Origin of the sequence: Halorientalis brevis, assembly GCF_042678165.1 — an archaeon.
In the GTDB taxonomy this organism is placed as follows: Archaea; Halobacteriota; Halobacteria; order Halobacteriales; family Haloarculaceae; genus Halorientalis; species Halorientalis brevis.
The window spans coordinates 298543-321103 of the sequence record NZ_JBHUDJ010000002.1 but is presented as its reverse complement, the minus strand read 5'-3'; the positions used below and the strand labels follow the sequence as shown (position 1 = coordinate 321103).

At 67.5% G+C, this 22561-nt stretch carries 24 protein-coding genes and 1 pseudogene; 6 read left to right on the top strand and 19 right to left on the bottom strand.

What is annotated here, in order from left to right; translation table 11 throughout:
- Window positions 1–4: 4 nt before the first annotated feature.
- The 6 genes from ACFR9U_RS05375 to ACFR9U_RS05350 all read right to left on the bottom strand — a co-directional run bounded on the left by ACFR9U_RS05375 (window position 5) and on the right by ACFR9U_RS05350 (window position 5146).
- Window positions 5–1150 carry a DUF7118 family protein gene (locus ACFR9U_RS05375; protein ID WP_247379813.1) on the bottom strand — a complete coding sequence of 382 codons (1146 nt, stop codon included), beginning with the start codon at window positions 1148–1150 and terminating at the stop codon, window positions 5–7.
- On the bottom strand, window positions 1143–1517 hold the full coding sequence (gene hisI, locus ACFR9U_RS05370; RefSeq protein WP_247379815.1) for a phosphoribosyl-AMP cyclohydrolase: 375 nt from the start codon (window positions 1515–1517) through the stop codon (window positions 1143–1145). The genes ACFR9U_RS05375 and hisI overlap by 8 nt, the downstream gene beginning before the upstream one ends.
- 46 nt (window positions 1518–1563) lie before the next feature.
- Window positions 1564–2634, bottom strand: coding sequence for an A24 family peptidase (locus ACFR9U_RS05365; protein WP_247379817.1), 1071 nt, complete (start codon window positions 2632–2634; stop codon window positions 1564–1566).
- Window positions 2635–2704: 70 nt separating this feature from the next.
- Window positions 2705–3094: a ferredoxin Fer gene (gene fer / locus ACFR9U_RS05360; RefSeq protein ID WP_247379820.1), complete on the bottom strand. Its 390-nt coding sequence runs from the start codon at window positions 3092–3094 to the stop codon at window positions 2705–2707.
- Window positions 3095–3194: 100 nt separating this feature from the next.
- Window positions 3195–4406: an inorganic phosphate transporter gene (locus tag ACFR9U_RS05355; protein WP_247379824.1), complete on the bottom strand. Its 1212-nt coding sequence runs from the start codon at window positions 4404–4406 to the stop codon at window positions 3195–3197.
- Between the two features lie 71 nt (window positions 4407–4477).
- A complete protein-coding gene (locus ACFR9U_RS05350) occupies window positions 4478–5146 on the bottom strand; it encodes a hypothetical protein (protein WP_247379827.1) in 669 nt (222 codons plus the stop codon).
- A gap of 102 nt (window positions 5147–5248) precedes the next feature.
- Here ACFR9U_RS05350 and ACFR9U_RS05345 point away from each other — a divergent pair, with 102 nt between their 5' ends.
- On the top strand, window positions 5249–6043 hold the full coding sequence (locus ACFR9U_RS05345; RefSeq protein ID WP_247379830.1) for a DUF7537 family lipoprotein: 795 nt from the start codon (window positions 5249–5251) through the stop codon (window positions 6041–6043).
- Between the two features lie 64 nt (window positions 6044–6107).
- Window positions 6108–6833, top strand: a complete 726-nt coding sequence (gene hisA, locus ACFR9U_RS05340) for a 1-(5-phosphoribosyl)-5-[(5-phosphoribosylamino)methylideneamino]imidazole-4-carboxamide isomerase (protein WP_247380114.1) — start codon at window positions 6108–6110, stop codon at window positions 6831–6833.
- Here the strand turns inward: hisA and ACFR9U_RS05335 are convergent.
- The gene (locus tag ACFR9U_RS05335; protein ID WP_247379832.1) at window positions 6830–7627 is read right to left on the bottom strand and encodes a rhodanese-like domain-containing protein; all 798 of its coding nucleotides are present in this window, start codon (window positions 7625–7627) and stop codon (window positions 6830–6832) included. The two genes, hisA and ACFR9U_RS05335, sit on opposite strands and share 4 nt — an antisense overlap.
- A gap of 68 nt (window positions 7628–7695) precedes the next feature.
- Entirely contained in the window at window positions 7696–7881 is a 186-nt protein-coding gene (locus ACFR9U_RS05330; RefSeq protein ID WP_247379835.1) for a hypothetical protein, read from the bottom strand.
- Window positions 7882–8051: 170 nt separating this feature from the next.
- Between ACFR9U_RS05330 and hisB the strand changes: the two genes are divergently transcribed.
- The gene (gene hisB / locus ACFR9U_RS05325) at window positions 8052–8639 is read left to right on the top strand and encodes an imidazoleglycerol-phosphate dehydratase HisB (RefSeq protein ID WP_247379837.1); all 588 of its coding nucleotides are present in this window, start codon (window positions 8052–8054) and stop codon (window positions 8637–8639) included.
- 2 nt (window positions 8640–8641) lie between these two features.
- Here the strand turns inward: hisB and ACFR9U_RS05320 are convergent, their stop codons facing one another.
- The 5 genes from ACFR9U_RS05320 to ACFR9U_RS05300 all read right to left on the bottom strand — a co-directional run bounded on the left by ACFR9U_RS05320 (window position 8642) and on the right by ACFR9U_RS05300 (window position 13597).
- Window positions 8642–10258: a long-chain-fatty-acid--CoA ligase gene (locus ACFR9U_RS05320; RefSeq protein WP_247379839.1), complete on the bottom strand. Its 1617-nt coding sequence runs from the start codon at window positions 10256–10258 to the stop codon at window positions 8642–8644.
- 140 nt (window positions 10259–10398) lie between these two features.
- A complete protein-coding gene (locus ACFR9U_RS05315; RefSeq protein WP_247379842.1) occupies window positions 10399–11199 on the bottom strand; it encodes a sulfite exporter TauE/SafE family protein in 801 nt (266 codons plus the stop codon).
- A 1-nt stretch (window position 11200) separates the two neighbouring features.
- Window positions 11201–11947, bottom strand: coding sequence for an SCO family protein (locus ACFR9U_RS05310; RefSeq protein ID WP_247379845.1), 747 nt, complete (start codon window positions 11945–11947; stop codon window positions 11201–11203).
- A gap of 65 nt (window positions 11948–12012) precedes the next feature.
- Window positions 12013–12534, bottom strand: coding sequence for a winged helix-turn-helix transcriptional regulator (locus tag ACFR9U_RS05305; protein ID WP_247379847.1), 522 nt, complete (start codon window positions 12532–12534; stop codon window positions 12013–12015).
- Window positions 12527–13597 carry a sulfite exporter TauE/SafE family protein gene (locus tag ACFR9U_RS05300; protein WP_247379850.1) on the bottom strand — a complete coding sequence of 357 codons (1071 nt, stop codon included), beginning with the start codon at window positions 13595–13597 and terminating at the stop codon, window positions 12527–12529. Before ACFR9U_RS05300 ends, ACFR9U_RS05305 begins: the two co-directional genes overlap by 8 nt.
- Window positions 13598–13749: 152 nt before the next feature.
- Between ACFR9U_RS05300 and ACFR9U_RS05295 the strand changes: the two genes are divergently transcribed.
- Window positions 13750–14253, top strand: coding sequence for an amino acid-binding protein (locus tag ACFR9U_RS05295; protein ID WP_247379853.1), 504 nt, complete (start codon window positions 13750–13752; stop codon window positions 14251–14253).
- On the opposite strand, the gene ACFR9U_RS05290 is transcribed toward ACFR9U_RS05295, so the two are convergent.
- On the bottom strand, window positions 14254–15642 hold the full coding sequence (locus ACFR9U_RS05290; protein ID WP_247379856.1) for an RAD55 family ATPase: 1389 nt from the start codon (window positions 15640–15642) through the stop codon (window positions 14254–14256).
- Window positions 15643–15740: 98 nt separating this feature from the next.
- Here ACFR9U_RS05290 and ACFR9U_RS05285 point away from each other — a divergent pair, with 98 nt between their 5' ends.
- Complete coding sequence (locus ACFR9U_RS05285; protein WP_247379859.1) at window positions 15741–16343, top strand: IMPACT family protein; 603 nt, start codon at window positions 15741–15743, stop codon at window positions 16341–16343.
- Between the two features lie 8 nt (window positions 16344–16351).
- Here ACFR9U_RS05285 and ACFR9U_RS05280 read toward each other — a convergent pair whose 3' ends face one another.
- From ACFR9U_RS05280 to ACFR9U_RS05260, 5 genes and pseudogenes are all read right to left on the bottom strand, one after another.
- Complete coding sequence (locus tag ACFR9U_RS05280; RefSeq protein ID WP_247379862.1) at window positions 16352–17317, bottom strand: TAXI family TRAP transporter solute-binding subunit; 966 nt, start codon at window positions 17315–17317, stop codon at window positions 16352–16354.
- Between the two features lie 192 nt (window positions 17318–17509).
- Window positions 17510–18184, bottom strand: a complete 675-nt coding sequence (gene upp, locus ACFR9U_RS05275; protein ID WP_247379865.1) for a uracil phosphoribosyltransferase — start codon at window positions 18182–18184, stop codon at window positions 17510–17512.
- A 79-nt stretch (window positions 18185–18263) separates the two neighbouring features.
- A complete protein-coding gene (locus tag ACFR9U_RS05270; protein ID WP_247379868.1) occupies window positions 18264–20960 on the bottom strand; it encodes an oligosaccharyl transferase, archaeosortase A system-associated in 2697 nt (898 codons plus the stop codon).
- Between the two features lie 127 nt (window positions 20961–21087).
- Entirely contained in the window at window positions 21088–21774 is a 687-nt protein-coding gene (locus ACFR9U_RS05265; RefSeq protein ID WP_247379873.1) for a type 1 glutamine amidotransferase domain-containing protein, read from the bottom strand.
- A 42-nt stretch (window positions 21775–21816) separates the two neighbouring features.
- Window positions 21817–21999, bottom strand: a pseudogene (locus tag ACFR9U_RS05260) (DUF8107 family protein); the annotation flags it as partial.
- A gap of 111 nt (window positions 22000–22110) precedes the next feature.
- Here ACFR9U_RS05260 and ACFR9U_RS05255 point away from each other — a divergent pair.
- The gene (locus tag ACFR9U_RS05255; RefSeq protein WP_247379879.1) at window positions 22111–22521 is read left to right on the top strand and encodes an SRPBCC family protein; all 411 of its coding nucleotides are present in this window, start codon (window positions 22111–22113) and stop codon (window positions 22519–22521) included.
- Window positions 22522–22561: the final 40 nt, after the last annotated feature.

The following is a 22561-nucleotide window of genomic DNA, read 5'->3' as shown; positions in this document are numbered from 1 at the left end:
GCGCCTACGCGTCCGGCAGCTCCGCCAACGTCGCTTCCAACTGTTCTCTGGCCTCCCGCGTGTTCGCCAGTTTCTCGGCGACGGCACCGCTCGCGAGGCGCTCTCGCTGTTCCTCGGTGAGTTGCTCGCGGGCGCGGGCGCTCTGGCGCAGCCGTTCGAAGTCCTCGTCGCCGAGCAGGTCGCGAACGTCGCGGAGCCGTTCGATCACGTCGTCGGCTGCGAACCGGCCGACGACCTGGACCAGTTCCCGGATGCGCCACTGGAGTTCCGCGGCCGGCTTCGGCGGCCACTCGATCTGGAGCGGGCCGGCGTCGAGCCGTCGGAGGTACGTCTGGCTGGTCGCGACGTTGCGCTTGAGTGCGTCGGCGTCGTCGACGTAGTGGTCGAGCTTCGATTTCGAGTAGTCGGCGTACTCCTGGATCTGAGTGATCGATTCGGTCCCGGCCTCGGCGGTCTCGACGTACTCACGGAGGTCCGGCGGCGGGTCCCGATAGGGAACCAGCGGGAAGGCCGTCGTCGCCGCGACGAACGACAGCACGTCGCGGGCGCTCGCCTCCCGCTTGAACGTCTTGAACGCCTCGGCGATGGCGTCGTTGTAAGTCTCGATCGGCTCTCGAATGCGCTCGACGGGCGCGTCGAGGTCCGCGTCCCCCAGTCGCTGGAGCGATTCGAGGTCGTCGACCTGTTCGCCGAGTTCGCGCACGCGCCGGCGCGCTCGTTTGCGAAGCTTCCGATACCGACTCTTCGTGGCGTCTCGCTCCGTGAGCAGCGCTACGTCGTCGGCGACTGGCGAGAGGATCTCACGTGCCTGCGCGAAGTCCGACTCGGTGAGCCGGCGCTGTTGCATCACGTCGTCGACCTCCTCGAACCGCTCGCGATGCGGGAGGTCGTCGGGCAGGTGGTCGATGAACTGCGCCATCGCTTCCTGGAACTCGATGAAGACCTTGAAATCGCCGTCCCCGGTCGCTTCCTCCTCGTAGCGGTCGAACAGCGACTGCAACTCCTCGTAGTGGTCGGCGATCCGCTGGAGCTGTGCCTCGTCGCGCTCGTCGACCCGGGCCGTCGCCCGCTCGTAGGCGTCGTGTGCGGCGTCCAGGTCAGCGATCAGTTCGGCGACGTCGTCGCGGTCGGTCGCCGGGTCGTCACTCATCGTAGACGTCGTCGGGATCGAACACCTGTTCGCCGACGACGTCACCCTCGATGGTCCGATAGAAACACGACTCGTAGCCAGTGTGACAGGCGCCGCCGGTCTGTTCGACGACGTACAGCAGCGCGTCGCCGTCGCAGTCGACCCGAATCTCCTCGACCTCCTGAACGTGCCCGCTCGATCCCCCTTTCTGCCAGAGTTCGTCGCGGCTGCGCGAGTAGTAGTGCGCGAGGCCGGTCTCGCGCGTTCGCTCGACTGCCTCCTCGGTGACGTAGGCGAGCATCAACACCGCCCCCGACGAGGCGTCCTGTGCGACCGCTGGCAACAGTTCCTGCTCGTCGAAGGCCAACTCGACGTCCGTTTCGTCCATACCCCTCCTGTCTCCCTTCCGGCCGATATGTCTTGTGTCGGGTCCCCTAGAAGCCCATGGTGCCGATGAGTGCGTAGAGGACGTCCCCGTACACTAGGCTGACCACCAGACCGACGAACATCGGGACGAGGAAGGGCACGCCCGGCGTGAGCCAGACGGTGTCTTCGGTGGTCAGCACCTCCAGCCCACCGCGGAGTTCCTCGGCCGACGTGCCGTAGGCCGTCCCCGGAATGTCGTCGAGGAACGCCTCGGCGCCCCACGGGTCGTCTGCGGTCTCGAACTCGGGGATCACTGCCCGGTCCCGCCGCTCGGCCAGTCCGTCCGCGTCGGGCGTCGATCGCTCCTCTTTCACTGATTTGCCCCCGTCAGTCACGGGAATCGACCCGTCGCCGGCGGGATTCGGGTCCTCGGGAAGCGTGGTGGGATCACGGTAGTGGTCGGGGTTCTCGCGCACCTCGGCGAGGGTCACGCCGCGCCACCGGAGGTACATCCGGAGGGCGTCCAGGTCGAGGCCGCCGCGCGTGAACCCGTCGGGATTCTCCAGGAGGCGGCCGTACTCCTCGGTGGCCGCGTCCCAGGTGATGGGCCGGCCGACGAACATCGCCTTCCCGACGTGGCCGCCCAGGGCGTTCCGCACCATCAGCACGAACGGGTAGGCGATGCCGATGACGACCGTGTTCGAGAGGACGGTCATCGAGAACACGCCGAGCGTCGGGACGACCTGCGGGAACGCCATCGTCGGCAGGAAGTACGTCGGGTAGGTCGGGAACAGCAGCGCCAGGGTGATGAGCCCCTTCGCGTCGGCGCCGCCGAAGCCGCCGAGCCACCAGAAGCCGTAGGCTAGTGGGACGATGAACCCGACGCTGAACAGCACGCGGAAGAGAAAGCGCGCCTCGTTGACGTAGGTCATCGTGCTGCCGGTGTAGACGAGCCACCCCTCCCAGGCGAGCGTGAGCACGCCGAGGACGAGCAGCGGCAACCACGTCTGGTTGGGGACGCGCCGCGTTCGGATGTCGAGCCAGGCGGCCCACCCGAACACGGGGACGGCGAGAAGGCGCAACAGATCGGGCGCAGAGCCGAGCGACGACAGCTCGGATGCGAGGTCAAGCGAGAGCACGTTCGCCCGGTGCCGCGGCTAGACATTAGCGTTTGCGGCAATGTGCGATCCCGAAAAGGCGAGAACCGCGTTAGATGACGCGGTTCTGCAGGTAGTCGAGGTGCTTTGCGTTGTAGACGATCTTGACCTCGTCGGCGTCGGGGCTGCCGATGCAGGTCAGGCGGACGTTCTTGTCTTCGACCTCTTCGTCCGAGAGGATCTGCTGCATGTCCATGTCGATTTCGCCTTCGACGACGATGGCAGCGCAGTTCGCACAGGCGCCGGCGCGGCACGAGAAGGGCCAGTCGTAGCCCTGTGCCTCGGCGGCTTCGAGGATGTACTCGCCTTCGTTGACCTCGAGAACACCGTAGTCCTCGTCGTCGAGGCCGGCGTCTGCCGCCTCCTCGAAGGTCCCCTCGTCGTACATGTCCCAGCCGTGATCGTCCAGTACTTCGTAATTAAGGTACTCTACCGTGGGCATCAACGTGACCGTTCGACCCCCTGACTGTTAGACTTTGCTGTTCCTGAGCCTCGCTCGCGGAAAAAATGATGACAAACACACCTGCAATCCGGGCGAACAGTTAAAAGAGCGGGACGAACCGGAAGATAAGGTACGAGGCCGCGGTCGCGATCCCCGGCACGATGTTCTGGAGGAACACGACCCGCGCGGTCGTCGACGGCTCGAACAGGTCGGCCGCCTTCGGGATGTCCTCCGATTCCTCCTCGCCGATGGGCTTGCGATCCGTCTCGCTCGGGGTCCCTCCTTCGCCGCCGACCGTCGGCGCGTCGTCCGCGTCGGCAGTCAGCGCGCCGACCGAGACGTCCACCTCTTTCCCACCGCTTTTGACCGTCTCGGAGAGTTTGACCGTCCGGGTCGCTCGCCCCCAGCCCAGGCCGACGATGCTCATCGTCGCGATGATGACGAAACTCGCCGGGATGCCCAGCGCCGAGAGGAAAGTCACCAGCGTCGAACTCACGGTCGCCACGACGAGCGCGGCCAGAATGGGCAGATCCGTCAGGTCGTTCCCCACCGTGTCCATCGTCCGCCGGGCGATGGTGAACGCACCGAGGCCGATCGCTGCTCCCCCGAGCAGGATACCGTCGATGAGTCCCAGTTGGTTACTGCCGACTAGGGGCGCGACGGCGTTGGCGACGTTCGACGCCCCGGCCGAGAACGCCATGTAACAACCGATGAGGATGACCAGCACCGTTCCGATGAACTCCCGCTGTGTCGTCCCCGGGCCGAGCGTCGGCCGGGGCACGGCGCCCGAGCGGTCGACTGCCAGCAGCGACCCCTCCGACTGGGTGATTGCGAACCACTCGACCAGTCGCGGGTAGAAGTACCGGCCGACGACGCCGCTCACCCAGAACGCCGCCAGCGGGGAGACCAGCCACCAGGAGACGATCTCTCCCATCTTCGCCCAGTTGAGCGTCCCCTGGGCCAGGCCCAGGCCGGCGATGGCTCCCACGGCCGTCATCGAGGTGGAGGCGGGGACGCCGACGATGTTCGAGAGGAACAGGGCGAACCCGATGAAGAACAACACGGCGATCGAGGCCTCGATGGTGAACGCGCTCTGGGGGACGATTTCCCCGCCCATCGTCTTGACGACCTCGGTGCCGACGGTGATGCCGCCCAGCAGCGCGAACACCGTCATCAGAACAGCGGCCCCGAACTTCGAGATCGTCTTCGCACCGACGGCGGGCCCGAACGCGACGCCCGTCGACGACCCGCCGATGTTGAACCCCACGAAGACAGCGACGAGAAGGCCGATTGCCAGCAGTACCGATACCATATTACTGCGTGTGGTTCCCGGCGGTTAAACGGTGGCGTTTAGCCACCTCGCACCGCCCCGCCGGCTCACGATCACTCCCCGGTTGCGTCGCCCGGCTCGTCGACCGCGTCCGGGTCCGGCTCGCCCGGCAGCCGTTCCCGCTCGGAGGCCAGTTCGTCGCTCACGTCTTCGGTCGTCTTCTTGACGTCCTCGCTTTGGGCTTTGGCGTCGGCCGTCTCCGCGCGGAGGCTGGCGGCTTCGTCGCGCAACTGACTCGCCTGTGCTGCGAGTTCGTCTTGCGTCTTTCCCTCGATCTGGCCAACGTCGGCTTCGGTCGCCGTCTCGGCCAGCGTCTCGGCGGCCGATTCCAGTTTGTCAGCCCGCGCTTCCAGTTCGTCGGCAGTCGTCGCCAGTTCGTCGGCGGTGTCGGTCACCTCGCCGGCGTGTGCTTCGAGCGTCGCCGCCTGCGTGGCGACGTTGGTCGACTCCCGGTCGAGGACGCGTGCGAGGACGAGGAGTTGCAGGGTGCCGACGACGACGAACGCCGCGATGGCGATCGCGCCGGCCGTTTCCAGCACCGCGACGGTCCCGGGTGCTACGTCGACGCTGCCGACTCTGACGACGGCGTTCGCGAGAACGAGCACCACCGTCACCAGCACCACTGCGCGGACGAACTGCCGGTACAATCGCGCGTGGCTGCCGAACATGAGCCGTTCGAGCGCCCGACCGAGCCAGCGGAGTCCCGGGACTTGCGGTGTCATTGCCCGCAGGTGTCGCCCGGGCGTGAAAAGCCTTTGTCCGGACCGCACACGATGTCACCCGTTTACAAAAAACCCATATCGGATGTTTGCAACGGGATTCTCATGGAACGGAAACAGGTTCTCGCCTGTCTCGCGGTCGCCGTGCTCGCGTTCGGTGCGGGGTGTAGCGGGTTCCTCGGCAACTCCGAGTCCACCGCGACGCCCGGAACGGGAACCGACGCGACGGAATCACAGCGGCCCGTCGCGGTCGACGGCTCGCTCGACGCGACCGCCCTGTTCGCCATGCACAACGACACCGTGCGGTCGGCGGAGACGTTCACGCAAGTGGGCACTGTCGGTGGTGTGTTCGACACCACGATGCGTGCTAACGTCTCGTCCGGTGAAGTCCGCGCCACGATCGAGCGATCCGGGGGACGCAACTCGACTGCCGTCTACGTCGACGAGACCGGGACGCAGTACTCGCGAGTGGTGACCGCGAGCGGAACGGAGTACTACGTCACCGATGGACTGAACGACGGGCCGGACGACCTCTGGAAGGTCACCGCCCGGCCCGACGAGAACCCGATCGGCTCGGCGACGATTCGCGCGATCACGGCGACCAACTGGACCGTCCAGGGGAACACTACCTCCGAGGGAACGACGCTCCTCCGGTTCACCGCGAGCGGTCTCGACGCGACGGACCGGTACGACGCCGCGACCGCGTCGTCGTTCACCGCCGAACTCCTGGTCGAACCCGGCCGCGGAATCCGGAAACTGAACGAGACGGTCACCCGACCCGGAGAGAACGGATCGACGAAGCGATTCAGCATCGTCGTCGAGTACACCGACTTCGACACGACAGCCGTCGACGCGCCCGACTGGACCGACGAGGCGCGCGCGCAGGCGGCCGACGGCTGACTCGCGAGCCGCCCGCCGACAGCGAACCGATATGTTTTCCGCCGCCGGCGTCACAGGTGCTGGCATGTTCCCCGAGTTCGAGGTCGTCCCCGCCGTCGACATGCAGGACGGGCAGGTCGTCCAGCTGGTCGGTGGCGAGCGCGGCACCGAGACGACGTACGGCGATCCCGTCGAAGCCGCCGAGCGCTGGGTCGACGCCGGCGCGCGGACGCTCCACCTGGTCGATCTCGACGGTGCCTTCGAAGGCGAACGACAGAACGCACCCGCCGTCGACGCCATCCTCGACGCGGTCGACGTGCCGGTCCAGCTCGGCGGCGGCATCCGCACCGTCGACGACGCGACCGACCTGCTCGCGCGCGGCCTCGATCGCGTCATTCTCGGCACGGCAGCCGTCGAGAACCCCGAGATCGTCGCCGACATCAGCGAGGAGTACCCCGGCTCGGTGACGGTCAGTCTCGACGCGAAAGACGGCGAGGTCGTCGTCTCGGGCTGGACCGAGAGCACCGGTCTCGATCCTGCCGACGCGGCCGAGCGCTACGAGGATCTGGGTGCCGGCGCGATCCTCTTCACCGACGTCGACGTCGAGGGGCAACTCGAAGGCGTCCGCACCGACCCGGTCCGGCGCGTCGTCGAAGCCGTCGACATCCCCGTCGTCGCCAGCGGTGGCGTCGCGACCATCGACGACGTGGTCGCGCTCAAGAACGCCGGTGCCAGCGCCGTCGTCGTCGGGAGCGCCCTCTACGAGGGACAGTTCACGCTCGACGAAGCGATGGCCGCGGTCGACGACTAGCGCCGGGCGTCCGCGGGCGTCACGCGGTCGCTCGTGAGGTCGCCCAGCGGTTGCTCGACGGTGTAGGACGGCGTCTCGACCCGGATGGACGAGTCGTCGGTCACGTCACTGAAGTGCAACTGCAGTTCGTAGCTGCCGTCGGCGGCGATGGGCGCGGCTTCGCGCTGGCCGGTGGGGTCGTGCCACGCCCAGGCGTCGCCGCCGGCGTCCGCCGGGGCCGTTTCGCCGCGGATCAGGCGCTTGGGCGGACGGGTGGCGACCTGCTGGCCGTTCATCGGATACTCCCGCTCGTGCCACTCGCCGAACCCCTCGTCCAGGGCGAACACGTTCTCGTAGCCAGCGTCGATGAGCGTCTCGGCGCGCATCGAGGAGAGGTGGTGCGGGCAGCCGCAGTAGGTGACGATGAAGTCGTCTGTCGGCCAGTTTTCGACCGTGCCGAGCGGCGTCTCGACCGAACTCAGCACCGCGCCGCGGACGTGGGATCGCTGATAGCTCAGCTGGCCGCGCGCGTCCGCGAACCGCGCTGCGCGTGCGGTGTACCAGTCGTAGGCGACGTCGATGGGGACCAGCGAAATCGTCGTTCCGTTGCGGTCGAGCGTGTCGAAGGAACTCGGATCGACGGTGGAGGGCGGCGCGCTCCCGTCGGCTACGTCGGCAGGCGGGCAGCCGCCCGTCTCGTTTCCGGTGCAGGCGGCTGACGCCCGGATCGTCGACCCGGAGTTCCCACCGAGTCCGAGACACCCGGTGAGTCCAGTTGTGATACCCAGGGCAGCGAGGTACCGGCGGCGGTTCATCGCCTAGTATTCTGCAACCGAGTCACAAAAACGCTGGTACACCCAGCAATCGGCTGAGGGGTACTCGGTCAGAGTTGTTCGCGACGACCGTGCGACTGCTTGACGTTCGGCCGACGGCTCCCGATGTGGGGCAGCAAGAGCAGGTACGTTCCCGCGGCGACCAGTAGCGCGCCCAGCGGGACGGTCGTCATCGTGTTGAACAGGAGCACCCCTGTCAGCAGTACCAGAACCGCGACCGCACTTCGCTTGCCCATGGCTCCCCGTTTGCGATTGTTCCCCATATAGCTATGTCAGACGATCGTCATCCTCGCGTCATCGTCCCGCCGCCCGCGTGCGGTTCGCTCCTGACGGGGGTGGCGCTGGGCTGTGCGACGGCGGCTGGACGAGCGGAATCACCTTATGGCAGGACTGTCTTGAGAGAGGTATGACCGAGCGGACTGGGGCAGTGACGCGCGAGACCGCCGAGACGGAGATCGAGGTCACGCTGGCCCTCGACGGCGACGGCGACGCGACGGTAGACACCGGGATCGGCTTCTTCGACCACATGCTGGAATCGTTCGCCAAACACGGCCTGTTCGACGTGACCGTCCAGTGCGACGGCGATCTGGAGATCGACGATCACCACACCATCGAGGACGTGGCGATCACGCTCGGCCAGGCCATCGACGAGGCGCTGGGCGACAAGCGGGGCATCCGCCGCTACGCCGACCGGAAGGTCCCGCTCGACGAGGCCGTCGCCGAGGTCGTCGTCGACGTCTCGGGCCGGCCGTACTTCGCGTTCGACGGCGCGTTCGCCCAGGAACGAGTCGGCGAGTTCACGAGCCACATGGGCAAACACTTCCTGCGCTCGCTGTCGACCAACGCCGGCCTGACGCTGCACGCCAGCGTCACCGGCGAGAACGCTCACCACCAGATCGAGGCGCTGTTCAAGAGTCTCGCCCGCGCGCTCGACGACGCCACGCGGATCGACGAGCGACGGAGCGACACGCCGAGCACGAAAGGCGAACTGTAGGGTTATCCCTGGCCGACCATCTGGTCTTCGTCGTCCCACTCGCGCTGGCGGAGTTCGTACTTCTGAACTTTCCCGGTGGCAGTCGTCGGAATCTCGTCGACGAACTCGAACTCGTGGACGGCCTTGTAGCCGGCCAGGCGCTCTTTCGTGTACTCCGTGAGTTCCTCTGGCGTGACGCCCGGGTTCTCCGTATCACCGTTCGCGGGGATGACGTACGCTTTGGGCGTCTCGCCCCACTCCTCGCTCGGCGCCGGGATGACGGCGACGCTGCCGACGGCGTCGTGGTCGAACAGCGTGTCCTCCAGTTCGACCGAGGAGATGTTCTCCCCGCCGGAGATGATGATGTCCTTCTTGCGGTCCTGGATGGAGATCATGCCGTCCTCGTTGACCACCGCGAGGTCGCCCGTGTGGAACCAGCCGTCGAGGCGGTCGTGGAACGCGTCCTCGGTCTCTTCGGGTTTGTTCCAGTAGCGCTCCATCACCTGGTTGCCGCGGACGACGACTTCGCCGATGGTCTCGTCGTCGCGGGGGACGTCCTCGCCGTCCTCGTCGACGACGCGGAGTTCCGTGCCGATCGGGGCGATGCCCTGGCGCTGCTTGAGGGAGAACCGCAGGCCGCCCTCGTCGGGGATTAGCCGGCGGGCGTCGGACGTGGCGATGAGCGGGCCGGTCTCGGTCGCGCCGTACAGCTGGGTGAACTCCCAGCCGAACTCGTTTTCGGTGTGGCGGATCGTCGCGCTCGGCGGCGCGCTCCCGGCGGCGGTCACGCGCACCGGGTTGTCACCGCTGTACGCCGGGTCGTTCTCTTCGGCGTACTCTTTCAGCATCGAGAGCACCGTCGGCGCACCGCAGAGGAACGAGACGTCCTCGGTCGCGATGGCGTCGAACACGTCCTCGGCCTCCACGCCGCGCGTGCAGACGTGTTTCGCGCCGCGGCCGGTGACGGCGTAGATGTGGCCCCAGCCGTTGACGTGGAACATCGGCAGCGTCCACAGGTAGACGTCGTCGTCGGTGAGGTGGTGGTGGATCGTCACCAACTGGGCGTGGAGCGACTCGGTGCGGTGGGTCCGACAGACGCCCTTCGGGTCGCCGGTGGTGCCCGACGTGTAGTTGATGGTGATGACGTCGTCCTCGGACATCTCCGGGCGCTCGTAGTCGGCGGGGTCGGCGTCGTCGAGGAACGCCTCGAAGTCCAGCCAGTCGCCGTCGATGGCCGCGGGGTCGTTCGTCACGAACACGTCGGCGGGCACTTCCTCACGGATCGCCTCGATCTTGCTGGCGTACTCGTAGTCGGCGTAGACGACGTCACACCCGGAGTCGGCGAGCAGGTACTCGTAGTCCTCGGGCGTGAGCCGGTAGTTCAGCGGCACGTGAATCGCGCCGGTCTGCATCGCCCCGAAGGCGGCTTCGAGGTGGTAGTGTGTGTTCGGATCGAGGACCGCGACGCGGTCGCCCTTCTCGACGCCGCGCGCCTGGAGCGCGGCCGAGAACCGGTCGACGCGGTCACCGAACTCGTCGTAGGTGAACCGCTCACCGTCGGTGCCGACGATGGCTTCGTAATCGCCGTAGTACGTTCGGGCGCGGTCGAGAAAGTCCGTCACGAGCAATTGTTTTTTCATTCATGAGGGACTCGACGCTCGAACGAACTAAACGCTACGCTTGCAACTTCGATCCGACAATTGGGAGTAACTTACGGATTAGAGTCAAATAATTGCACTTTAGTTGTAGAATAGAACCAACACACTCGCGGCGTGCGTTCTCAGGCTGGCAGACAGTACTGTGCCGCGCCGATGAGCGTGTCGATGGGCTGGTAGATGAGGTCGTGAATCGGCGGGTACGGAACGGGCACGCCGAGCAGGACGAGGCCGTGCGAGAGGGGAAGGTACCCGAGCACGAGGAACGCGACGCCGAGGCCGCGGTGGACGCGCCCCAGCCACTGTTTCGGCGCGGCGTTGACGACCGTCCCGTACACGAACAGCGACGGGAACGTTCCCGCGCCGAGGACGCCGAGCGCGACCGCTCCTTCGACGGGGTCGCCCCGTGCCAGCGCGTAGAGGTACGCCGGGAACAGGAGTGGACAGGGGAGCGCGGCGTGCAGTGCGCCCAGGCCGAGGATACGCGGCCCCTCGACCCAGGTGTCGACCCGCGCGGTGAGTTTGGCCGCGACGCCGCCGGCAGCCTCGATGCGCGCCAGCGGCCCGCCCGCGCCGCCGCGGAGGTAGCTCACGCCGACGAGAACCACCACCGTCCCGACGACGACGCCGACGACCGCGCGGACGCCGTTGGCCGCCTGGGCGATGGCCGCCGCGTCGTAGACGACCGACCCGATCGCCCCCATGAGCCCGCCGACGAGCGCGTACGTCGCGGTGCGCCCGGTGTTAAAGAGCAGGTGCTGGCGGATCTCGCCGAACGAGACCGGCCCGTCGTCGCCCATCCGCGAGGCGTACATCGTCACGAGCGGGCCGCACATCCCGAGACAGTGGGCGCCGCCGAGCAGGCCCACTGTGAAGAACACGACGAGTTCGAGCTGCGGGGCGAAGGCGTATGCGCCCCCGACCATCTCACTCCTCCCGCTCTCGCAGGGTGGCCAGGTCGCTCTGGACGTCCCTCCAGGTCACCGTGTCGCTCTGGGTGCTCTCGGAGCCGCCCGACGCGGCCGACAGCTTGTACGTCCGCTCGACGTAGCCCTGTTTGTTCGCCAGCAACACCACGCCCGAGTGGGCGAACATGTACATGTCCATGTTCTGGGGCGTCGTCTTGGTGAAGCTCACGCCGTAGGTTTCCTGCACGACCTCCTTGGCCCGCTGTTTGTTCTCCGGCCGGAGATACTCCCAGGTGCCGGTGTCGAGGTCGACGTTGTAGCTTTCGGCGTACTCGCGGAACCGCTCCGCGTCGTCGCGCGCGGGGTCGAAGGTGATCTCGGCGAACGCCACGCTGTCGGCGTAGTCGTTCTCGATCGCGTGGTCCTGTACGCCCTCCAGGATCGCGGTCAGCCGCGGACACATCGTCTGACAGTACGTGTAGATGAACGTCATCACGAGGTCCTGGCCCGCGTAGTCGTCCGGAATCGACCGCGTCTCGTCAGCGAGCGCAGCCGGGACGCTCGCCGAGGGTACCTTGTCGCCGTGGGTCGGGAAGGGAAGCGCGTCGGCGTTGCCGCCCCAGTCTTTCGCGTCGAGATAGGTGTTCCCGTCACTGGCGCTCCCACCGCTTCCGCCCAAGATGTTCGAACAACCGGCGAGGCTAGCGAGCGTGCCGGCACCGATGGTCCCGAGCACTGATCGCCGCGAGAGAGGTGACCGCGTCATGCCCGTAGCTTCGACTCGCCCCTCTTTAATGCTGTAGTACGTTCCTCGAACGCGGGACTGCGTGGTCACCCGCTCGCGTCTTCGAGCAGTCCGTCGACCAGGCGCATGAACCGGTCGACGAAGCGCTCGGCGTACGTCGGGGCGACTTCGGCCAGCAACAGCGCGGTCTCCTGGGGCCGTTCGAGATAGAGCGTGACGCGACCCCGGTCGTCGCGGCGTTTCTCGACCACCTCGCGCTCGACCAGGCGATCGAGGTGGTACTCCAGTGTGGAGCGCGCGACGCCCATCTCGTCGGCGAGCGCGCCCGGACGGCGGCCGTCCTTGGCCAGCAGCGCGGCGACCAGCTCCCGCGTGGTCTCGCGTCGGAGCAGCGCGATGGTGCCTTTCTCCCACTCGTCGTAGCCCGTCGGGTAGTAGTGGGTCTGGCCGTACAGCGAGACCCGTTCGAGGTCGCCGTTGCGCACCAGCCGCGAGACGTGGTGCTGGACCTGGCCCGTCGCCTGGTCGAGCGCGTCGACGATGCCGCGGAAGTGACTCCCCGGGTGTTCGCGGACGTACTGGTCGACCTCCGTTCGGGAGCTAGTCATGGCTCACCTCCTCGTCACGCTCCTCGGCAGGGGGCCGGCGCGCGACCGTGTGGGCGGCTGCCGCGAGCAAGATGACGATCGTAGCGTCCGCGAGCAAATCCACCTGTCGATCCACCGCCGGGACCAGCACGTCGGCGGCGACCAGCCGGCCCACCAGCACTTGCCCGGCGAACGCGAGCAACGCCAGGACGACGAACAGGTACGCGAGCGAGCGTCGCCGCACCAGCGCGGTCACGCCGACGCCGAGCAACAACAGGGACCCGACAACGGCGATCGGCATCGCGACGACGACCGGCAGATTCGTTGCTCCGACCGAAACGGTGGGAACGGTGACCAGGCGTCCCACCGGCAACCCGAGCGAGCCCAGCCCCGCCAGGACCGTGCCGGCACCGAGCAGCAGGAAGGCGCCGCCGACCGCGCGGGCACCGACGCGACCGAGTCGAACGGAATTCACGACGAGTCCGAACGCGAGCAGCGCTGGGAGCGTACCGAGTCCGAGCGCCGCGAGCGCCGCGGCCCCGCCGAGCGGGTCGCCGAGCGCGAACGCGTAGAGGTACGCCGGGTACAACAGGGGACACGGGAACAGTCCGTGTGCGAACCCCAGCGCGGCGGTCCGTGGCCCGCCGAGCCAGGCGTCGAGGCGGCGACGAACCGTCCGGCTCACCCGGCCCAGCGGTGCCCAGAGCGTCTGTGCGTTTCCAGCGAGCAGCGGGTTCGGCGTCCCCGCGAGGTGGGCGAGTCCCGACGCCGCGACGACGAGACCGACGACGACGCCGACGACGCCGCGAAGCGCCCCGAACGGTGCCGGGAACGTGCCGACCGCACCGGCGACGAGGCTGCCGGCGAGACCGAACACCCCGCCGAGCAGCGCGTAACTGCCCGTCCGGCCGAGATTGAACAGGGCGTGCTGTCCGAGCGCGCGACGCCGACCGTCTGGCATGCGATCCGCGTACAGCGAGACGAGCGGGCCACACATCCCGACGCAGTGGCCACTCCCGAGAAACCCCACGAGCGCGAACAGTCCGAGCGTGACCGGCGTCTGTTCCAGACCCGTCCCGACCATACCGTCACTCCGCACCCGACACCCAGAAAGCCCCGCTCCGTTCTCACCTTCGAGGAACGTACTCCAGCATTTAAGTCCGCGACGAAGGTTAGCGTGTCCGCTCGGCTGCGGCGAACCAAACGGATATACCCGCTGCGTCCGTCGATGCCCGCATGTTCGAGGACATTATGGAGAAGTTCGAGGGCAGCCCGAGTCAGCAGGCTGTCATCCGGCTGCTGCTCGAACGCGGGTTCTCCGTCAACGACGAGGGGCGGGTCGTCTCCGGCGGGATCGAGATCCCCAACACCGGCATCGCCCGGGAGATCGGCGTCGACCGCCGCGTCGTCGACTCGACCACCGACGCCATCCTCGAGGACCCCGAACTCCGCCGCATCTTCCAGAACATCTCCCAGATTCCCAGCCTGATGGATCTCGCGCCGGTGCTTGACCTGAACGTGCTCACCGTCGACGTCATCGACACCGAGCAGCCGGGCATCGTCGCCGAGATCACCGGCCTCATCTCCGAGGAAGGCATCTCGATGCGCCAGACCGTCAGCGAAGACCCCGAGTTCGCCGTCGACCCCAAACTGTACATCATCACCGAGACGGAACTCCCGGGCCACCTCATCAACGAGATCCGGAACCTGGAGTACGTCAGGAAGATCGAACTGCAGTGACTACCGCAGTTCGACGTAGGGCGGTGCTTCGCGCGGCTCCACGACGCGGGCGTGACCGGGCGTTCCGGCGGGAGACTTCGGCACCGAGAGGTACTGGAGTTGGTCGGCGCCCCGCCAGGTCCGGATGACCTGGTCGGCCGCGCCAGCGAAGAAACTGGTGAGGCGATCGCCGATCACCTCCCGATCGACGGTCAACACGAGCGTCAAGGTGTAGGCGTCGTCGTTCATGAGGTTCCCGCTCGTCCAGTAGAACAGCTGTCTGGCCTGATTCGCGTCGACCAGGTGCTGGAGCGTCGCCTGTTCGAGCACCGCCACCGCCTCGTCGACCTGCCCCCTGAGCCGGTCGACGAGCGTCCGAATCGCCTCCTGGACGCTCCCCTCGACTTCCTGGAGGACGACGTTCTCGCTGGGGAGCTCCGCCAGCGTCGGATCGTCCGGGCCGTGGCTGATCGGGTCGATCAGGTACAGCTGGTTGCGCTCCATCAGCTCCCGGACGGGACCGACCTGCTCGGCGAGCAATCCGTCGACGCGGTTACACAGTTCCCCGGGCGCCGTGATGAGGACGACGGGCCTGTCCTGTTCGACCGCCCGGGCGCACAGCGACGCGGTGATCGGCCAGTGGTCGGCGGTTCCCTCGTGTTCGAAGACGGTCGTCCCGCCGCGGACGAATCCCCCCGTCAGCTCGTCGAACGACGTGATGCCCGTCCGGAAGGGCCGCTCGCTCGTCGCCCACTCCCGGGCGGCGACCGTGACGCCGTCGTCGTCGTGGGCGAGCGCGTGCCGGCGCGTGTCGTGGTCGACGCCGCGGAGTTTCTGGACGCGAAGGAACGTGCGTGCGTCCCCTTCGACCTCCTCGCGCCAACAGCTGAGGACGCCGTGAGCGGCCCGGTCCAGGTCACTCGACTCGTCTCTCGTCGTGGTTAGCAGTGCCGTGGCGTCGTGGGCGTCGAGCCGTTCGAGCAGCCGGAACAGCCCTTCGCGGCCCCGCTGGCGGTCCGGAGCGACGTGGACCAGCCCGGGTGCCCCGTCGACGACGACCCGGTCCCAGTCGGCCTCGGTGAGGCGCTCGATGAGCGCCCCGTAGGCGGTCGTCGCCGTCTCGTCGGCGGTCTCGAACCGGACGCCGCCGCGCTCGTCCTCGCGGTGTGCGGCGGCGACCGTGAGCCCGTCCGCTTCGGGCAGCGACAGCGACGACCTGACGACCTCGCGCGGCTCGTCGGTCGTGACGTACAGACAGTCCTCGGCGGCGGCCAGCCCGGCGTCGAGAAACTGGACCGCGAGTCGGCTCTTGCCGACGCCGGACCGGCCCCGGACCAGGAGCGTCCGCCCGTCCGGGATGCCCCCACCCAGCATCTCGTCGAGTGTCGCATCACCTGTCGAACACGGCATACTAGGTACGTGTTCTCATCGCACATATAAGCACGCCTTCACTTCGCCGGGTCGGCGATCGCGAAACCCGTATCACAGTTCCGCTCGAACGGACGGCCGTGACCGACAGCTACCGGACGCTCGCCGGCCGCGGTGAGGCCGCCTTCGAGATCTCCGGCTCGGAGTTCATCGGCCACGCGGCCCCCGTCACCGACGTGGACGCCGCCGAGGCGTTCATCGCCGAGGTCTCGGCCGAATACGACGACGCCACCCACAACGTTCCGGCCTACCGCATCCGCGCGGAGCCGCTCAAAGAGTGGGCGAGCGACGCCGACGAGCCGACCGGTTCGGCGGGCAAACCGTCGCTGAACGTCCTCCAGCAGGAGGACCTGGAGAACGTCGCGGTGGTCGTCACCCGGTACTACGGCGGGACGAAACTCGGCGTCGGCGGCCTCGCCCGAGCGTACGCTCGCGGGGTCAAGGAGGCGATCGACGCCGCCGGCATCGTCGAGGAGCGGCCCCACGAGGAGTTCGCCGTCACCGTCGAGTACGACGACTCGGGGACCGTTCGCGGCATCTTAGAGTCCTCACCCGGCGAGTTCGAGGCGGCCTACGAAGCCGCGGTCAGCTTCGCCGTCCGGATTCCCGTCGAGGACGCGGCGGCCGTCCGGGATCGAATCCGAAGCGCGACCAGCGGCCGGGCGACCATCGAGCGGGAGTGACCCTCGGGCTACCGGAACACGAGGACCTGCTGGGCGCCGTCGTGGAGTTCGACCGAGCTCGGGATGTGCTCCCTGAACTCCTTTTTGTTCTTCCCGTTGATGTAGCCCCCGCGCGTCTTGATCTCCTCGTTCCCGGCGCTTTTGAGCATCCTGTCCGTGGTGATGGCGACGTTCTTCTTGCCCGCTTCCTCGCCCGCCAACAGGAGCGCCGGAATCCCCACTGTATCGATCATGTAGTTGGTACCATCGTAGATCCCTGCCGGAAGCTGTGCCTCGACGAACCAGTCGTTACTCTTGACCACGTTCGAGCGGACGCTCCCGCCCAGTTCGAGGAGCTTCAGGTCGGGCGCCGCCTCCGCGACGGGTTTGATCGGCCAGTCACCGATGGCGAACGTCACGTCTAACGACCCCTCCTGTAGCTTCGTCATCGCCGTCGACAGCCCGACGTTGCGCAAGCTGAACTCGGCGCCGGACTGGGTCAGGATCTGATTCGCGTTGGACGCTAACCGACTGTTCGTCTTCCCGACGTTCACCGTCGCGCCGGAGAGGTCGCTAACTTTCTCTGCCTGCAGGTCCGGCCGCGCTACGACCGTCACCGGCATCGGGTACAGCGACACCACTGCTCTGAGCTTCGTGTTTTTCGTACTGATCCCCTTCATCCCGGCCCCTTTCTTGGCGAACACGGCGGCGTCCGCGCCCGCGACGGCGAACTCGCCCGTTCCGTCGTTCAGGCGCTTGAGCGCCGTGGCCGCCGTCACGCCCTCTCGGAGCTTGAACTCCCGCGCGTCTCGCGTATTGAGGATCGAAACGAGTTCCTTGGACAGCTGTTTGTTCGTGTCTCCGTAGTACCAGTCTGTCGTTCCGTTGCCACCACCACCACCGCCGATACCGCCTCCCCCACACCCCGCGAGGGCAGCGGCACTGGCAGCGCAGCCAGCGGCGAGAAATTGACGTCGCGTCGACTCCCTCGACATGTATAATTTCTATTTGGTTTGTAGATATTAATATTATGTGGCAGAGTCGATATCCGCGATACTCGCCGCGGAGTCTCCGCAGACCTCCGTTTCGACTGCGCCGACAGTCCCGTTGCTGCACGGGGTTTCCAACTGAAACAAAGGGGTTGCGACGCCGCCCGACGAGTCGGGGTGCGCGGTCCGTCGCTCCCGTCAGGTCGTCCGGAACGCGCGGTCACCAGCATCGCCGAGGCCGGGAACGATAAATCCATCGTCATCGAGCCGGTCGTCGATACTGACCGTCACGACGTCCGCGGCCGGATACTGCTCGGTGACGCGTTCGATCCCCGGCGGCGCGCTCACAGCAGAGAGGACGAACAGCGCGTCCGGCGTGCCCGCGTCCAGCACCCGGTCGAGCACGGTGCACATCGTCGACCCCGTCGCCAGCATCGGGTCCGCGACGACGACCGTGTCCGACTCGGTGATCTCGGGGAGTTTCGCGTAGTCGATGTCGATCGGGAACTCGCCGTCGCTGTTCATCCCGGCGTCCTCGTTGCGCCCGGCGCTGATGACGCCCTGTTTGGCCGTCGGGAACGCTTTCAGCAGTCCCTCGACGAACGGCGTCGCCGCCCGGAGCACGTTGACGATGACCACGTCGTCCAGGCCGGAGACCCGTTCGCCCGTCGTCTCCGTGAGCGGCGTCTCGATCGGGACTTCCTCGGTCGCCATCGCCCCGTCGATGAGCTCGTACCCGCAGATGCGCCCCAGTTTCACCAGTCCCTTCCGGAAGGCTACCTGTTCCGTGTCGGCGCTCCTGAGCTCCGAGAGCGTGTGGCGCGCCAGCGCGTGCGTGACGACGTGCGCTGCTCCCCGTTGCTCGATGGTCATACGTGGGCTATCGACTGCTGTCGGCTTATACTTTCGAACCGTCCGAGGCGGCCGCCCGCGACGACGAGCCCGGTCCCGTTCACCCGTCGCCGGGAACCTGAATCGTCTCGCCGTCGTAGATCGCCGTCTCCGGGACGGAAACGGTCGCCGTCGTCGGTGACGAGCCGCCGACGCGCACCGTGTACGACCCGACGGCGCTGACGCCGCTGTCCGTGCCGCCCTCGCTCGGCGACACCCCGTCGGCGGTGGGGTACGGGACCGTGACTGCGAACGTCCCGTTCTCCGAGACCGTCGTTCGCTGTTCGTACGTGAACGTCCGTCCGGTGTTGGTTCGCAGCTGGAGCGCGACGCGCACGGGCGTCGTTCCGTTCCCGCTGGCCGTCTCGACCTGGCCGGTGAGCGTCGCGCCGGGCACGCGCTCGAACGACTTCACGCGCGACTCCTGCCGGACGTTGTACGCGTACACGTCGGGCCGCTGGAGGAGCTGTAGCGTTCGCGACGTGAGCATGCTGTTGTACCAGCCGACGGACTGAGCACCTCCCGTCTGCGTGGTCTGTGCGAGGTTCAGGAACTGCGTGGTCTCGTTCGACTCGTGGACGAGCCGGTAGTGGGACAACCCGCCGGCGTCCTGGAAGTACAACCGCGACATCATCGTCCGCCGGAACTGCTCGTTGAGCGCGTTCACGCGGACCTGTTGATCGGTTCCGACGAACCGGTCGCCGCTGACGCGCTGTAAGGTGACCTCCTGTGGCGAGACGTACTCCTCGAAGCCCGGTCCGATCCACGTCGCGATCGGCCTGAACTTGTTGTTGCGGTCTCCCGGACTGGCGCCGGACGCCGCGACCATCTGGTCGTCGATCACGACGTACCGGACGTCCTCGCTCGCCTCCTGGGCGGTCCGAGACTGCGCGTACGACTGCAGCTCCGGTCGCATCGACTCGATCTGGCCCGACTCGTCGACCATCGACGTCACCGAGGTCGACCCGTTCATGGCTGGCAGGGCGTCGAGCAGCAGGTTGGCGGTCGGTTCGGACTTCGCCTGGAAGAACGCCGCGGCGACCCGCGGCCCTTGCTGGAACGGGTTCGCCACCGGCACGCGCCGTGCGCTGTGGGTGATCCAGTGCCCGTAATCCCACCAGGACATGACGCCGTAGGCGCGCTCCGGATACGCGAAGTCGCCGTCTGCGGGCCGGTCGTACTGTTCGGTGTAGTCGAGACCCGGCTCCGGCGTCCCGTCGTGCATCCACTCCAGCTCCTGTTGCCACGCCATGTCCGCGCCGCTGGCGTACTCGGCGGTCTGCCACGACGGGTGGAGGCCGCCGGCCGCCACGACGTTCCCGGGGACGATCAGCAGGAGCACGATCAGCCCGGCGACGACCTGCGTGGTCTCGGGCCGCCGCAGCGCCGCCCACGAGTCGAGACCCAGCTGGCCGACCAGGAGCCACCAGATGGCGAGCGCCGCGAGAATCACGACGTTGACGGCCAGATAGTAGCCGAACCGGACCATCGTGAAGTACGCCGACAGCATCGTGAGCGTCCACAGCAACAGGAACAGTTCCGCGGGGCGGTCCCGCCGAACGACTCGGCGGACCAGGACGAGAAAGCCCACGAGCGCGAGCAGGACGATCGGTCCGTAGGCGCCCACCAGACCGCCGACCGTTCCGGGGGACAGCTCGGCCACCGTCAGCCCGGTCGCCGATTTGAGGAGGCCGAAACTGTAGACCCGGACGACGAGTTCTTCGAGGAGTCCGAGCACGCTCGGCGCGACCAGCGCCGTCACCGCGAGCGCTGCGACGAGCAGGCCGACCACGATGCCGGGATACGCCAACGGGTCGTAGTTGTTCCGCGAGACGTACCGCGAGATGCCCAGGAGGACGACGGCGCCGGCGGCGATGCCGAAACAGACGAGCGGCTGCAGCAGCGAGAACGCGGTCGCTTCCAGGACGTACTCCGTGGCGTACAGTAGCGTCAGGACGCCTGCGACCGTCATCGACCCGACGACGCCGAACGCCAGGTAGTCGAGCGGCGTCCGGTGGAGGTGGTCGCGGATCGCCTGGAGGACGACGAACACGCCCATCGTGAACACGAGCATCACGCCTGGCCCCCAGGTCATGAGGTAGGAGGCGATGAGGACGCCCCCCGCGGCCGCGGCGACGACTGGTCGTTTGAGCGCCGCCCAGTCGCCCGCTCGGAGGTCGGCGACGAGCGGCGTCTCGCGATACCCGCTGGTCAGCGCGTACACGAAGCCGAACGCGGCGAGCGTTCCGAAGAACGCCTCGGCAGACTGGTGGTCGGCGACCCCGATGACCGTCCGGTAGAGGAAGCCGCCGCTCACCAGCGCGAGCAGGGCCGCGGCGACGACGCCGGCCCGGCGGTCGTAGAGACGCGCCGTGACCAGATACACGGGGATCGCCGTGACGGCGCCGAAGACGGCCGGCGCGTAGGCGGTGACGACGTTGCTGAGGTAGGGCGACGGCGAGCCGAGACCGACGACGAGCGCGGCGAGCGCGATGAGCTGGTCGAACAGCCCACCGAAGCCCGAGTGGCGCCCGGTGCCGTACGGGAACTGCGAGTAGGGGTCGAACTGCTGGGTAGCGGGGAAGTTGTCGACGACGAACTGCACGACGCGCGCGTGGTACCAGGCGTCGTTACCGCTGAAGTAGACCTGGCCCTGGAGAAAGACGCTGTCTGCGTCCAGGGTTCGGACCCAAAACATGAATCCCACGATCGCGACGAGCGCGATGGGAACGCTGTACTTCTCGATGAGGGAGGGCATCCGACGTTGGCTCATCGGTTGTCCGATACCTCTTCTGGCGGGGTGATAACTCCGATGGAATCCAGGAGTGGTTCGGTGCCGGCGCCGCCGAGGCAGGCCCTCGACCGGCCGTATCGACAGTCGCCAGTCAGTACTCGACGCCCAGCTCGTCCAGCAGCGTCAGCGCCGCCTCGTGGGACGACGGCGGGCCGCGGCCGGTCACGAGGTCGCCGTCGACCCGCACGGAGGTGTCCGCATCGAGGTCGGCGTCCCAGTTCCCGCCGGCGGCTTTCACCTCGTCTTCGACCCAGTAGGGGAGTTTGCGGCCGTCGGGCATCAGGTCGCGGTCGTCGACGATCCCTTCCTCCCAGGCGTTCGGGAAGCCGGTCACGTCCCGGCCCGCGACGAGCAGGTCCCCGTCGGAGCCCCGCGTGAACGCGAGGATGCCGACGGCGTGACAGACGACGAGCGCCTTTCTGTCACCGTCCTCGACGGCGGTCCGCAGTGCGTCCCGCGCGTGGCGGTCCTGCGTGATGTCCCACTCGGTGCCGTGGCCGCCCGGGAACACGACCGCGTCGTACTCGCTGGCGTCGGCGTCGGCCAGCGCGATGGGATCGTTCAGGCGGTCGTCGGTCTCGTGGACCTCTTTGACGTGCGCCGCGGTCTCCTCGCCGACCTCGTCGGGGTCGATCGACCGCTCGTCGATGACCGGCGGATTCCCCGTCGGCGTCGCGACCGTGACGTCGACGCCGGCGTCCGAAAGCGTGGTGAGCGGCTCGACACATTCCTCGCCCCAGTAGCCTTCCTCGCTGACGATGAACAGTGCTGTTGTCATCCGGGGGTCCGTATGGCATCGAACCCTAAAAGTTCAGGCGTGCTACTGGCGGAGCACGACCAGGTACGTCAGGACGGCGACCAGTATCGTCCCGGTCGCCACGTTCCGCAGGGTGAACGAACTCAGGTCGAGGAACGCCAGTCCCCAGACGACGACGGTGCTGAACAGGGCCGACAGCAGCAAATCGAGCACCAGCAACACGCGGATGTCCCCGTCCGACATACCGTGGTCGTCTCGCCCCGTGCTGTTATCTCTGTGGGTCCGCGCTGGGACCGCCCTTCGATCCGCGTCGCCTCACGCCACAGTAGCTTTAGGTGCCCGCTGCCAGGGTCCGGTATGCGCGAGGTCGAGGCGAGCCGGTTCGTTCGCGCGACGCTCCCGGAACTCGAACGGGCAGTGTCGCCGAGCGACGTCATCGAGCACGAAGGGACGTTCACGGTCGCCGAGGTCACGGAGACGGACGACGGCCAGCGGGTCACCGCGCGGGCCGGCGGGATGGAAGTGACGTTCGTCGTCGAGGAGCGCGACGACGGCTACTACTACGCGCAACTGGGCGATCAGGGCCCCTTCGAGTCGATGGAGACGACGGTCACCTTCGCCCGGCGCAACGAGGGGACCGACGTGACGATGCGGTCGACGGTCAGCCTCGGCCTGCCGCTGTCGACGCTCACCGACCGCATCGCGGCCTGGAAGCGGCGCGGCGAACTACAACGAGCGCTGGACAACGTCGCCGCCGCCGTCGAGTGAGGCGGCCGGCGACGGGTGCCAGACAGTGGGTTTATGCCTG

Excerpts from the sequence above, each read along its gene's own strand:
- ACFR9U_RS05375 (WP_247379813.1), bottom strand. The coding sequence starts at position 1,150 with ATGAGTGACGACCCGGCGACCGACCGCGACGACGTCGCCGAACTGATC.
- hisI (WP_247379815.1), bottom strand. The coding sequence starts at position 1,517 with ATGGACGAAACGGACGTCGAGTTGGCCTTCGACGAGCAGGAACTGTTG.
- fer (WP_247379820.1), bottom strand. The coding sequence starts at position 3,094 with ATGCCCACGGTAGAGTACCTTAATTACGAAGTACTGGACGATCACGGC.
- ACFR9U_RS05355 (WP_247379824.1), bottom strand. The coding sequence starts at position 4,406 with ATGGTATCGGTACTGCTGGCAATCGGCCTTCTCGTCGCTGTCTTCGTG.
- ACFR9U_RS05350 (WP_247379827.1), bottom strand. The coding sequence starts at position 5,146 with ATGACACCGCAAGTCCCGGGACTCCGCTGGCTCGGTCGGGCGCTCGAA.
- ACFR9U_RS05345 (WP_247379830.1), top strand. The coding sequence starts at position 5,249 with ATGGAACGGAAACAGGTTCTCGCCTGTCTCGCGGTCGCCGTGCTCGCG.
- hisA (WP_247380114.1), top strand. The coding sequence starts at position 6,108 with ATGTTCCCCGAGTTCGAGGTCGTCCCCGCCGTCGACATGCAGGACGGG.
- ACFR9U_RS05335 (WP_247379832.1), bottom strand. The coding sequence starts at position 7,627 with ATGAACCGCCGCCGGTACCTCGCTGCCCTGGGTATCACAACTGGACTC.
- ACFR9U_RS05330 (WP_247379835.1), bottom strand. The coding sequence starts at position 7,881 with ATGGGCAAGCGAAGTGCGGTCGCGGTTCTGGTACTGCTGACAGGGGTG.
- hisB (WP_247379837.1), top strand. The coding sequence starts at position 8,052 with ATGACCGAGCGGACTGGGGCAGTGACGCGCGAGACCGCCGAGACGGAG.
- ACFR9U_RS05320 (WP_247379839.1), bottom strand. The coding sequence starts at position 10,258 with ATGAAAAAACAATTGCTCGTGACGGACTTTCTCGACCGCGCCCGAACG.
- ACFR9U_RS05315 (WP_247379842.1), bottom strand. The coding sequence starts at position 11,199 with ATGGTCGGGGGCGCATACGCCTTCGCCCCGCAGCTCGAACTCGTCGTG.
- ACFR9U_RS05310 (WP_247379845.1), bottom strand. The coding sequence starts at position 11,947 with ATGACGCGGTCACCTCTCTCGCGGCGATCAGTGCTCGGGACCATCGGT.
- ACFR9U_RS05305 (WP_247379847.1), bottom strand. The coding sequence starts at position 12,534 with ATGACTAGCTCCCGAACGGAGGTCGACCAGTACGTCCGCGAACACCCG.
- ACFR9U_RS05300 (WP_247379850.1), bottom strand. The coding sequence starts at position 13,597 with ATGGTCGGGACGGGTCTGGAACAGACGCCGGTCACGCTCGGACTGTTC.
- ACFR9U_RS05295 (WP_247379853.1), top strand. The coding sequence starts at position 13,750 with ATGTTCGAGGACATTATGGAGAAGTTCGAGGGCAGCCCGAGTCAGCAG.
- ACFR9U_RS05290 (WP_247379856.1), bottom strand. The coding sequence starts at position 15,642 with ATGCCGTGTTCGACAGGTGATGCGACACTCGACGAGATGCTGGGTGGG.
- ACFR9U_RS05280 (WP_247379862.1), bottom strand. The coding sequence starts at position 17,317 with ATGTCGAGGGAGTCGACGCGACGTCAATTTCTCGCCGCTGGCTGCGCT.
- upp (WP_247379865.1), bottom strand. The coding sequence starts at position 18,184 with ATGACCATCGAGCAACGGGGAGCAGCGCACGTCGTCACGCACGCGCTG.
- ACFR9U_RS05270 (WP_247379868.1), bottom strand. The coding sequence starts at position 20,960 with ATGCCCTCCCTCATCGAGAAGTACAGCGTTCCCATCGCGCTCGTCGCG.
- ACFR9U_RS05265 (WP_247379873.1), bottom strand. The coding sequence starts at position 21,774 with ATGACAACAGCACTGTTCATCGTCAGCGAGGAAGGCTACTGGGGCGAG.
- ACFR9U_RS05255 (WP_247379879.1), top strand. The coding sequence starts at position 22,111 with ATGCGCGAGGTCGAGGCGAGCCGGTTCGTTCGCGCGACGCTCCCGGAA.